Genomic DNA, 11417 nt, shown 5'->3' with positions numbered 1-11417 from the left:
CGGCCACAACGTTACTGCTCCTCGCGCAGGGCCTTCAACGACTCGCTGTACGCCCGGAACAGGTCGGACCGCTCCAGCAGGCCCAGCACGTGCTCCTCGTTGTCCCCGGAGACCACGGGCAGTTGCGAAAGGTCGGTCTCCACGAAGGCCAGCAGGGCGGTGTACAGGTCGTCGTCCTCGGCCAGGGCGGTCAGGGGGCGGGCCAGGTCGCCCGCCAGCACGAGGTCGAACAGGTCCGCCTCGTACAGGATGCCGCGCACGTCCTGCACGGCCAGCAGGCCGTTCAGCCGCCCGTTCATGCCCCGCACCGGAAAGGTGAACGCCCGGGTGCCCGCGATGATGTCGGTGAGGGCCTTCAGGGTCACGTTCTCCTCCACCACCGCCACCCGGCCGCGCGTGTAGCAGTCGCGCACGCGCATGGTGGCCAGCAGGTTCACCGTGGCGTCCTGAAGGTGGGCGGGCGATTCGAACTTGTTCTCCACCTGGTTCTCGTACAGCGCCGTGTGCCGCCCCAGCAGGATGCACACCGCCGACGAGAGCATCAGCGGGGCCAGCAGCCCGTAGCCCTGGGTGAGTTCGCAGACCATGACCAGCGGCCCGATGGGCGCATGGGCGATGCCCGCGAAGAACGCGGCCATGCCCACCAGCACGTAGCCGCCGGGCTGCGTGACCACCTCTGGCTGGATCTTCTGCGCGGCGAACCCCACCACCCCGCCGGTCATGCCGCCCACGAACAGCGCCGGGGCGAACATGCCCCCGCTCATGCCCGAGCCCAGGGTGAGGGCCGTGGCCAGCGTCTTGCCCAGCAGGATGGTCAGCATGGTGACCACGGGCAACTGGCCCAGGATGGCCTGCTCGATCCAGCCGTAGCCGTCGGAGAGCACCGGCGGGTACAGGATGCCGAACAGGCCCATGAGCACCCCGCCCAGCGCCGTGGTCCACATGATGCCCACCCGCGCCCGCAGCCTGCCGAACACCGAATACTTGAGCACCCGGAAGGTGCGCACGTAGGCCCAGCCGGTGGCCGCGCAGGCCAGCGACAGCAGCAGGTACCACGGCAGTTCCAGCACCGAGGCGAAGCTGAAGCGCGGAATGCCGAAGATGGGCGCGGTGCCGAACACGAAGGTGAACAGCGAATAGGACACCACCGACGAGAGCACGGCGGGCAGCAGGGCTTCCGACTCGAAGTCCTCGCGGTACAGCACTTCGATGGCGGTCAGCGCGCCGCCGAGGGGCGCGCGGAACACCGCCCCCAGGCCACCGGCCGCGCCCGCCAGCATCAGGATGCGCCGCTCGCGCGGGGAGAGCCCCAGGCGCATGGACAGCCACGAGCCGATGCCCGCCCCGATCTGCGACACCGGCCCCTCGCGCCCGGCGCTGCCGCCGGAAGCGATGGTGCAGATGGAGGTCAGCCCCTTGAGCAGCGGGGCGCGGCGGCGGATGACGCCCTTTTCCGAGTGGAAGGCGCGGATCATGGCGTCGGTGCCGTCGGTCATGCCGTCGATGCTGTTGGGCAGGAAGCGCTGCACCAGCCAGCCCGTGACCAGCCCGGTGACGCCCAGCGCCGCCACGATGACCCATGGCCGGTAGGCGCGCGCGGCGGACTCCGCATGGCCGAACAGGGTTTCCCCGGCCGGGGCGGGCAGGGAAAGCCCGGCCCAGACCACCTGGATGTAGTGTTTGCCCGCCTCTATGCCCAGAAAGAACAGGATGGCCGCGCAGCCGGAGAGCAGCCCCAGCCCCATGCCCAGCACGCCAAGGCGCACGTAGGCCACGGTGCGGTACAGGCGCAGGAATTCATGCACGGGTTTCTTGAGTACGCGCAGCATGATGCTTCCGGAGGCTGAGGTAACGCGTGCACGCCGTCAACGCACAGGGGCGCTGTGCGTTACGGCGGCATGCGGGGTGCGCGACACGGTACGTGACCGGGCGCACGAAGGCGGCGGGACGCATCCCGCCGGAAAGCTACAGGCGCGCGTCCGGCGCGGAAAGTATCTGCCGGGCCAGGTCCACGTCGCGGCGGATCTGGGTCACCAGTTCGTCCAGGCCGGAGAACTTGCGCTCGTCGCGCAGGCGGTGCACGAACGAGACGCGGATCTCCCAGCCGTAGATGTCGCGGTCGAAGTCGAGGATGTGCGTTTCCACGCTGAGCCGGGCGTTGTCGAAGGTGGGGTTGTAGCCCACGTTGGTCACGCCCTGGTACACCTGCCCGTCGATCTGCACCCAGGTGGCGTACACGCCGGGCTTGGGCATCAGTTCGTCGCGCGGCTCCATGTTGGCCGTGGGAAAGCCCAGCAGGCGACCGCCCCGGTCCATGCCGCGCACCACCGCACCCCGGACGGTGTAGAAGCGGTCCATGAGGGGGCGCACGTCCCACACGTCGCCCGCGCGGATCAGGTCGCGGATGCGGGTGGAACTGACCACCGCGCCGTTGATGATCACCGGGTCGAGCTGTTCAGTGGCGAAGCCGTACTGCGCGCCCAGACGCTGGAGCAGTTCGAAGTTGCCCTTGCGCCCCTTGCCCAGCGAAAAATCGTAGCCGATGACCAGTTCGCGCGCGTGCAGGGCGTCCACCAGCACGCGGCGCACGAATTCCTCGGGCTCCTGCGCGGCCATCTCGCGGGTGAAGCGCAGCATCAGGGTAAGGTCCACCCCCAACGCCTCGAACAGGTCCAGCTTCTTCTCGTAGTCGGTGATCAGCGGGGGGGTGTGCGGCCCCACCAGCACGCGCAACGGATGCGGGCAGAAGGTGACCACCACCGAGGGCACGCCCAGCGCGGCGGCCTTGGCCATGACCCGCCCGATGAGCTTGCGGTGGCCGTTGTGCACGCCGTCGAAGTTGCCGACGGTGACGCAACTGCCCCGCGAGAGGTCGAGGCCGATTTCCTGTAGTTCGCGTGCGATTTCCATGAATACTCGTGACGGCGGAATGTGCGCGGCGCAACGGCCGGGCGGCGAGGGGCATGCGGCGGAGGCCGCGTGAACGGCTGGCAGCGCGGGGCCGACGTTCCGGCACCGCGCCGTCTCGTGCTACCCCAAACGGCGCGCGGGTTCAAGGGCGGGAGACAGGGAACGGCCGGAGGGGGGCGGATGGCGGGGCCATGGCCGACCGCCCGCATCCATATATACCGGCATGTTTTTTTGCGCCGGCCCCAAAAACCGCTTGCCAACCCCACCGTCCTGTGGCTATACGACTCCTCCGCGCCGAAGTGGTGGAATTGGTAGACACGCTAGGTTCAGGGTCTAGTGGGGGTTCCCCCGTGGGAGTTCGACTCTCCCCTTCGGCACCATGAGAACAACGGGCCGCAACGCATGTTGCGGCCCGTTTTCTTTGTTTCGCGCGCCGGAACCGACTGCTTCCCCCTCAGAACCGCAACCCGTACTCGCTGAACTTGTAGCGCAGGGTGCGCGGGCTGACTCCCAGAAGGCGCGCAGCCTCGCCCTTGTTGCCGCCGCTGGCGCGCATGGCCTTCAGGATGACGCGCACCTCGGCCTCGCGCCGGGCCGCGTCCAGGCTGAGGTTCTCGCCCATGCCCGCCGGGTGCACGGCACGGATGGCCAGCACGTCGCCATTGCCGCCGGTTCCGTTTCCGCCCGGTGTTCCGCCCGGCATTCCACCTGACCCCGCCTCCCCGGCATATCCCCCGCCATTGCTTCCGCCACCCGTGCCCACGCCCGCCGCCCCCAGGGCCACGGCCGACCGCAGTTCCAGCGGCAGGTGCTCCGGCCCGATGTCCCCTTCCGGGGCCAGCAGGGCCAACCGTTCCACAAGGTTCTTCAGTTCGCGCACGTTGCCCGGCCACGGGTAGCCGCTCAGGCCCGCCTCGGTCTCGGGCCTGAAACGCAGCCCGTGCCGGTGGTACTTCTCGGCGTAGTGGGCAAGAAAATGCCGGGCCAGCGGCACGATCTCCTCGCGCCGCGCCCGCAGCGGCGGCAGCGACACGGGAATCACGTTCAGCCGGAAGAACAGGTCCGCCCGGAACCGCCCCTCGCGCACCATGTCCGGCAGTTCGCGGTTGGACGCGGCGATGATGCGCGCCTGGAACGGAATGTCCCGCTGCCCGCCGATGCGCCGGTACTTGCGCTCTTCCAGCACCCGCAGAAAGTCCGCCTGGTTGGCGGGCGGAATCTCGCCCACCTCGTCCAGAAACAGCGTGCCGTCCCCGGCCAGTTCGAAACAGCCCTGGCTGGTGCGGTGCGCGCCGGTGAAGGCCCCCTGCTCGTGCCCGAAGAACTTGTCCGCGAACAGTTCGCCCTCGTGCACGCCGCAGTTCACGGCCACGAAGGGCTTGCGCGACCGCACGCTCATGTCGTGGATGAGCCGCGCGAACAGTTCCTTGCCGGTGCCCGTTTCGCCGTGGATCAGGATGGGCGCGTCCGACGAGGCCACCTGCTGGGCCAGTTGTTTCAGGCGCAGCATGTCCCCGGACAGCAGGAGAAACCCTGTTCCGTTCTGCAACGTTTCGAAATGAGGACCATCCTGGCCATCGCCCGGCAATTCGTTGCCGGTATGCGGAAATTTTCTGCCGTCCATGTGCGTGGACTAGGCCATTTCCCTATGTTTGGCAAGCGCTCATTGATGGCACGAAACTTGTTAAAGCAATCACAAATTCAGGCGGCGGCCAGACCATCACCACGTTTTCCGGTGGGTTGCTGGCGCACAGGACGCAACGCGCTCCGCACCGCCGGGTGGGAAGGCCATACATTCCTCCGGATTGCGGATCGTGATGGCGAGTTGTTGTTTCATAAATGTTTCAATGTTTCAAAAGGGGACATTACCGACATGAACACCGCTACCAAAGTCAGGTTCTGGGGCCCGGCGGTCCTTGCGGTCCTGCTCGTGCTGTGCTGGGCCCTTCCCGTGCTGGCGTCGGGGGGCGACGTCGCCTCCGCGGCAGCCGCGGCCATGCCCGCCGACGGCCATCCGTGGTGGTTCTGGCCCACGGCCCTGCTGTTCTTCTGTTTCATTCTCGGCATCATCGCCGTGCTGGCGGGCGTGGGCGGCGGCGTGCTGTTCGTGCCGCTGGTCAGCGGGTTCTTTCCGTTCCACCTCGACTTCGTGCGCGGCGCGGGCCTGCTGGTGGCCCTGGCGGGCGCGCTGGCGGCCGGTCCCGGCCTGCTGAAGCGCAACCTGGCCAGCCTGCGCCTGGCCCTGCCCGTGGCGCTCATCGCCTCGGCCTGCTCCATCGTGGGCGCCATGGTCGGCCTGGCCCTGCCCACCGACGTGGTGCAGACCTGCCTTGGCGGCACCATCCTGTTCATCGCCGTGCTGCTGCTGGTGTCCAAGAACACCGTGCGGCCCGAGGTGAAGAAGCAGGACGCCATCAGCGTGGCGCTGGGCATGGACGGCGTGTTCATCGAGCCCTCCACCGGCGAGGTCATCGACTGGAAGACCCACCGCACCCTGCCGGGCCTGCTGCTGTTCATCGTCATCGGCCTCATGGCCGGCATGTTCGGCCTGGGCGCCGGGTGGGCCAACGTGCCGGTGCTCAACCTGCTGATGGGCGTGCCGCTGAAGGTGGCCGTGGGCACCTCCAAGTTCCTGTTGTCCATCACCGACACCTCGGCCGCGTGGGTGTACCTGAACCAGGGCTGCGTCATCCCGCTGATGGCCATCCCCTCCATCATCGGCCTGATGCTGGGCTCGTTCGTGGGCGTGCGCCTGCTGGCCGTGGCCAAGCCCAAGTTCATCCGCTACATGGTCATCGGCGTGCTGCTGTTCTCGGGCGGCAAGGCGCTGTTGAAGGGCCTGGGCTTCTAGCCGGGCACACACGGAGGAAACAGACATGTCCAACAAATCCGTCAAGGCGTCTCCGGAACAGGTGACCTACGCCAACCTGCTCTACTACGGTTGCTGGGGGTCGCTGGCCCTCATGGTGGTGACCTACCTCATCTACGTGCTGGGCATCCTGCCCCCGCACATCCCGCTGGACGTCATCACCCAGTTGTGGAGCCAGCGCGTGGGCGTGTACCTGAGCCAGGGCAACGTGCCCACCGGCTGGGGCTGGGCCGCGCTGATCGGCCAGGGCGACTTCCTGAACTTCCTGGGCATCGTCCTGCTCGCGGGCATGACCATCGTCTGCTACCTGACGCTGATCCCCGCCTTCCTCAAGAAGAAGGATCCGCTGATGGCCACCATCGCGGTGCTCGAAGTCATCGTGCTCACCGTGGCCGCGTCGGGCATCTTCGGTTCCGGCGGCCACTAGCCGGTCCTGAAACGCGGCCGGCACATCCGCTTGCAAAAATGTGCCGCCCATGGAACTGCCATGGGCAGCGGTCCGGGGCGCGACGCGGCGCCCCGGACCGGGAACCCTGAACGCCGGACGCCCCGTGCCTCACCCAGCGCCCGGTACAACGCGCAACGACGGAACAGGTGTTTCGTGTCCACACAGCACACAGGCCCAGCAGCCCCGCACACCACCCGGCCCCGCGCCGGGTCGCCCGCACCCCACGGCGCGCCGCCGCTGCCGCACGTGTCGGGCCTCTCGTCCCTGCCGGTGGACCTAGCCGCCATGCTGGACGCCCTGCCCGTGGGCGTGGCCCTGCTGGACGTCGACTGCACCATCCGCCTGATGAACCGCGCGCTGGAATCCCTCACCGGCTTCACCACGGCGGAAGTACGCGGCATACCCTGCCGCCACGCCCTGCGCGCCAGCATCTGCCTGCACCGCTGCCCGCTGCGCCGCCCGCTGACCACCGCCTCCGGCGTCACCGTGGCCACGGCCTCGGGCGCGCAGTACGACATGACCGAGGACGGCGAACTGCCCCCGGTTCCGCAAGCCCAGGAAGGCGACATCCTGAACCGCCACCGCCGCCGCATTCCGGTGCGCATGAGCATGTCCCCCCTGCGCGACGCCGACGGCCGCGTGGTGGGCTGGCTGCATGCCGTGGAAGACCTGACCCTGGTGCGCGAACTGGAGGAAAAGACCGCCAAGGGCGAGGCCTTCGGCCCGCTGGTGGGCCGCAGCGTGGCCATGGAACGGGTGTTCCAGGCCCTGCCCGCCGTGGCCCGGAACGACGGCCCCCTGCTGGTCACCGGCGAGACGGGCACCGGCAAGGACACCCTGGCCGAGGCCGTGCACAAGGCCTCGTCACGCGCCCGCGAGCCGTTCGTGAAGGCCAGCCTGTCGTCCCTGCCCGAATTTCTGGCCGAATCCGAACTGTTCGGCCACCGCAAGGGGGCCTTCCCCGGCGCGGAAGAGAACAAGCCCGGCCGGTTCCGCATGGCCCAAGGCGGCACGCTGTACCTCACCGAGATCGGCGACCTGCCCCTGTCCATCCAGGGCCGCCTGCTGGCCTTCCTGGACGAGGGGGTCATCTACCCCGTGGGCGCCACCGACCCCGTGCCGTGCGACGTGCGCCTGGTGGTGGCCACCAACCGCGACCCGGAACAACTGGTGGCCGAAGGCCGCCTGCGCGAAGACCTGTTCCGCCGCCTGTCCGCCGTGCGCCTGCACCTGCCCCCCCTGCGCGAACGGGGCGAGGACATCGAATTCCTGCTCAACCATTTCATGGGCCATTTCGCCGCGCGGCTGAAAAAGACCGTGCGCGGCTGCTCCGGCAAGGCCCTGCGCACCCTGCTGGACTACCCCTTCCCCGGCAACGTGCGCGAGTTGCGCAACATCGCCGAATACGCCGTCACCCTGTGCCACGGCGAAACGGTGATGCCCGCGCACCTGCCCGCGTATCTCTTCCAGGCCAAGGCCGAGGCCCGCCGCGCCGAGCGCGAGCGCAGGGCCGGGCGCGGCCTGCCCGGCTCGGGCGACGAGACGCAGTCCGCCACGGCGCAGCCCGCTTCGGGCGAGGCCGCCGAACCCCTGGCCCGCGCCAGCGTCAGCGACCTGGAGCGCCGCCTCATCGCGGACGCCCTGCACCGCACCGGCAACCGCCGGGGCGAGGCCGCCGAACTGCTGGGCTGGGGCCGTTCCACCCTGTGGCGCAAGATGAAACAGTACGGGATGTGCTGATATGCCCGCCACCCTGCTCATACCCCTGTACCGCGACGAGGTCGCGCCCCGCTTCGACCTGGCGGGCGAAGCCCTGCTGGTGCACCTGGACGCCGACGGCGCCGAGCTTTCCCGTTCCAGCGTGCTGCTGGCCCACGCCTCGTCCGAGGAGTTGTGCCGCATCGCGCTGGAAGAAAAGGTGCGCATGGTGATCTGCAACGGCATCGACGACGAGTTCTGGCAGTACCTGCGCTGGAAGCGCATCGAGGTCATCGACAACGTCATGGGGCCGGTGGACGAGGCCATCGCCCGGTTCCGCGCCGACGCGCTGCGCCCCGGCGACATCCTGTTCCGCAGGAGCGACGCATGAGCCGCCTGGAACGCTTCCGCAGCCTGTTCCGCACCGCGCTGGACGTGCCGGAAGAGATCGCGCCCGAGCGCTACCGGGCCCTGCGCCGCAAGATCACCCTGCTGCTGACCACCGCCGCCGTGGTGCCGCTGCTCATCCTGTCGGCCATCAACTACCACCAGTACCGCGCCACCCTGACCCGAGAAATCGTCACCCCGGTGCGCGGGCTGGTGAACAAGACCCGCCATTCCTTCGAACTGTTCCTGGCCGAGCGCGCCTCCACCGTCAGCCTCATCTCGCAGGTGTACAGCCCGGCGGAACTGGCCGACGAACGCAACCTGAACCGCATCTTCCGCGCGGTGAAGGGCGAGTTCCCCGGCTTCATCGACCTCGGCCTCATCGACGAGAACGGCGTGCACGCCAGCTACGTGGGCCCGTACAACCTCAAGGGCAAGGACTACTCCACGGCGGACTGGTACCAGCAGACGCGGGTCAAGGGCGTGTACGTCAGCGACGTGTTCATGGGCTTCCGGCGCTTTCCGCACATCGTCATCGCCGTGCAGCGCATGACCGACGACGGGCACTCCTGGGTGCTGCGCGCCACCATCGACACCGGGCAGTTCGACCGGCTCATCGCCTCCATGGGGCTGGAGCCGGAAAGCGACGCCTTCCTGGTGAACAACGCCGGGGTGCTCCAGACCGCCTCGCGCTTCTACGGCGCGGTGCTGGACCAGCTGCCCATGCCCATGCCGCCCATGACCTACGAGACGGCCACCCTGGAAACCACCGACCCGGCCGGGCGCGACGTGTTCATCACCTACACCTACTTCCAGCACGCCGACTTCGTGCTGATGGCGGTGAAGCCCCGCGCCGACATCTTCAAGCCGTGGACCACCCTGCGCAGCGACCTGATCCTGCTGTTCGTCACCAGCGTGGCGCTGATCCTGTCCGTGGCCTTCGGCCTCACCGACCTGATGGTGCGGCGCATGCGCGCCAGCGACGAGCGGCGCATCGCGGCCTTCGTGCAGATGGAGCACACCCAGAAGCTGTCCTCCATCGGGCGGCTTGCGGCCGGGGTGGCCCACGAGATCAACAACCCGCTGGCCATCATCAATGAAAAGGCGGGCCTGGCTGCCGACCTCATGGAACTGGCCAAGGACTTTCCGGAGCGCGACCGCTTCCGCGCGCTGGTGGACGCCATCCTGCGCTCGGTGGAGCGCTGCCGCTCCATCACCCACCGCCTGCTGGGCTTTTCGCGCCGCATGGACGTGAACATCGAGCAGCTCGACGTCAACGACGTGCTCAAGGAAACCATGAGCTTCCTGGAGCAGGAAGCCCTGCACCGGTCCATCACCACCTCGGTCAGCCTCGACCCGGCCATGCCGCGCATCGCGTCCGACCGGGGCCAGTTGCAGCAGGTGTTCCTGAACATCCTGAACAACGCCTTCGCCGCCGTGCCGGACGGCGGGTCCGTGACGCTGGCCACCTGGCTGCGCGACCCGGACACGGTGGGCGTGTCCATCAAGGACAACGGCAAGGGCATGTCCGACGAGGTGCTTCGCCACATCTTCGAACCGTTCTTCACCACCAAGAAGACCTCGGGCACCGGCCTTGGCATGTTCATAACCTACGGCATCATCAGGCGCCTTGGCGGCGACATCGCGGTGCAGAGCACGGAGGGCGCGGGCACCACCGTGACCGTGTTCCTGCCCGTGAAGGCCGCGCCAACGGCCACCCTCGGGAGCTAAGCATGCAGGAACTGAAGGTTCTGCTCGTGGACGACGAGGAGGAGTTCGTCACAACCCTGGCCGAACGGCTGTCGCTGCGCGGCATGGTCACGCGCATCGCCACCGACGGCGAACAGGCCCTGCGCGCCGTGGAGGCGGACCCGCCCCACGTGGTGGTGCTGGACCTGATGATGCCCGGCATCAAGGGCACGGAAGCCCTGCGCCGCATCAAGGCCGGGCACCCGGCCGTGCAGGTCATCCTGCTCACCGGGCACGGCAGCGCGCGCGACGGCATCGAAGGCATGAAGCTGGGCGCGTTCGACTACCTGATGAAGCCGCTGCGGCTGGAAGACCTGCTGGAAAAGCTGCACGAGGCGGGCCGGCTGGCGCAGGCCGCGCAAGCCGGCAAGGACAACGGCGGCAACGCCTAGCCCGCGCACGCGGCGTACAGCGCGCGGCACAACGTATCGCACAGGAACCACGGCATGGCACACGACGACACCATCCACATGGCCGCCCCCGCCGCAACGGGTGGGGATGACGCCGCCCACGAATGCGTGGGCCGCCTTGCCGCATCGGCCACGCACGAATTGCAGAACGCCCTGGCGGTGATCCGCGAATCGGCCGGGCTGATGCAGGACCTCGTGTCCCTGTGCGGCGAAGGGCTGCCCCACCGCGACCGGCTGTGCACCATGCTGGCGTTGATCCAGGAACAGGTGGCGCGCGGGGGCGATCTTGCCTGGAACCTGAACCGCCTGGCCCACGCCTGGGAAGAGGACGGCGAGGCCCCCCGCGACCTTGGCGCGGTGCTGGAGGAGTTCGTGGCCCTGGCCCGGCGCGGCTGCGCCATGCGCGGGGTGGAACTTGTCCTTGCGCAACAGGGGGGTGACGGCCCGGCGGTACGCGTGAGCGCCCCTGGCCTTGCCCTGCGCGCCAACCTGCTGCGCGCCGTGCGCTGCTGCCTGGGCGAAGGGCTGCCCGACGGACGGGTGGACGGACTGGCGGACAATGCGGCCCGGAACGCCCGGCCCGCCACCGGCGGGGCGCTGGTGCTGCGCGCGGCCCTGCGCCAGGAGGAGCCGGGGGGAAAGCCGGGGGGCGTGCCGGGGGTGGAACTGGACTTCACCCCGCCCGGAACGCGGGCCGGTTCCGGCGCCACGGAGCTTTCCACGGTCAGCGCCGACATAGCGCGCTGCATGCAGGCGTGCGGTGCGGAGGTGCGGCAGGCGGAGGGCGCGCAACTGCGCTTCTTTCTGCCATGCCCGGACTGCACCGCCTGATGCGTGAGCATATTTTCCGCTTTCGCGTTGCAACGGTTTCAGCTACGATAAAGCCAACTGCTCTCCTGAAACACTTGTCTCACGCGGCGGCAACATCCTGCCGCCACGGCACAAC

10 protein-coding genes and 1 tRNA gene are annotated in these 11417 nt (G+C 68.7%); 8 read left to right on the top strand and 3 right to left on the bottom strand.

Annotation, left to right across the window (positions count from 1 at the left end; translation table 11 throughout):
- Positions 1 to 11 precede the first annotated feature (11 nt).
- Both V6B97_RS00435 and V6B97_RS00430 read right to left on the bottom strand, forming a co-directional pair.
- Positions 12 to 1829 (bottom strand): chloride channel protein, encoded by a 1818-nt coding sequence (locus V6B97_RS00435; protein WP_333504521.1) that lies wholly within the window; start codon positions 1827 to 1829, stop codon positions 12 to 14.
- Between the two features lie 136 nt (positions 1830 to 1965).
- Positions 1966 to 2910: a bifunctional riboflavin kinase/FAD synthetase gene (locus V6B97_RS00430; protein ID WP_333504520.1), complete on the bottom strand. Its 945-nt coding sequence runs from the start codon at positions 2908 to 2910 to the stop codon at positions 1966 to 1968.
- Positions 2911 to 3203: 293 nt separating this feature from the next.
- Here V6B97_RS00430 and V6B97_RS00425 point away from each other — a divergent pair.
- Positions 3204 to 3290 (top strand) — tRNA-Leu (locus V6B97_RS00425).
- Between the two features lie 74 nt (positions 3291 to 3364).
- Here V6B97_RS00425 and V6B97_RS00420 read toward each other — a convergent pair.
- Positions 3365 to 4534 (bottom strand): sigma-54 interaction domain-containing protein, encoded by a 1170-nt coding sequence (locus tag V6B97_RS00420; protein WP_333504519.1) that lies wholly within the window; start codon positions 4532 to 4534, stop codon positions 3365 to 3367.
- A 249-nt stretch (positions 4535 to 4783) separates the two neighbouring features.
- On the opposite strand from V6B97_RS00420, the gene V6B97_RS00415 reads away from it, so the two are divergent.
- The 7 genes from V6B97_RS00415 (at position 4784) to V6B97_RS00385 (ending at position 11302) form a co-directional block, all read left to right on the top strand.
- Positions 4784 to 5761 carry a sulfite exporter TauE/SafE family protein gene (locus V6B97_RS00415; RefSeq protein ID WP_333504518.1) on the top strand — a complete coding sequence of 326 codons (978 nt, stop codon included), beginning with the start codon at positions 4784 to 4786 and terminating at the stop codon, positions 5759 to 5761.
- Positions 5762 to 5786: 25 nt separating this feature from the next.
- Complete coding sequence (locus tag V6B97_RS00410; RefSeq protein ID WP_333504516.1) at positions 5787 to 6206, top strand: DUF1634 domain-containing protein; 420 nt, start codon at positions 5787 to 5789, stop codon at positions 6204 to 6206.
- A 174-nt stretch (positions 6207 to 6380) separates the two neighbouring features.
- Positions 6381 to 7967 carry a sigma-54 interaction domain-containing protein gene (locus tag V6B97_RS00405; RefSeq protein WP_333504515.1) on the top strand — a complete coding sequence of 529 codons (1587 nt, stop codon included), beginning with the start codon at positions 6381 to 6383 and terminating at the stop codon, positions 7965 to 7967.
- Between the two features lies 1 nt (position 7968).
- Positions 7969 to 8316, top strand: a complete 348-nt coding sequence (locus V6B97_RS00400; RefSeq protein ID WP_333504514.1) for a NifB/NifX family molybdenum-iron cluster-binding protein — start codon at positions 7969 to 7971, stop codon at positions 8314 to 8316.
- A complete protein-coding gene (locus V6B97_RS00395) occupies positions 8313 to 10043 on the top strand; it encodes a sensor histidine kinase (protein ID WP_333504513.1) in 1731 nt (576 codons plus the stop codon). Before V6B97_RS00400 ends, V6B97_RS00395 begins: the two co-directional genes overlap by 4 nt.
- Positions 10044 to 10045: 2 nt before the next feature.
- A complete protein-coding gene (locus V6B97_RS00390; protein WP_333504512.1) occupies positions 10046 to 10453 on the top strand; it encodes a response regulator in 408 nt (135 codons plus the stop codon).
- A gap of 54 nt (positions 10454 to 10507) precedes the next feature.
- Positions 10508 to 11302, top strand: coding sequence for a sensor histidine kinase (locus V6B97_RS00385; RefSeq protein ID WP_333504511.1), 795 nt, complete (start codon positions 10508 to 10510; stop codon positions 11300 to 11302).
- Positions 11303 to 11417 lie beyond the last annotated feature (115 nt).

Origin of the sequence: Nitratidesulfovibrio sp. 1201_IL3209 (assembly GCF_036763125.1) — a bacterium.
GTDB lineage: Bacteria > Desulfobacterota > Desulfovibrionia > Desulfovibrionales > Desulfovibrionaceae > Cupidesulfovibrio.
Note: the sequence above shows the minus strand (reverse complement) of the source record. Positions and strands in the feature narration are given on the sequence as shown.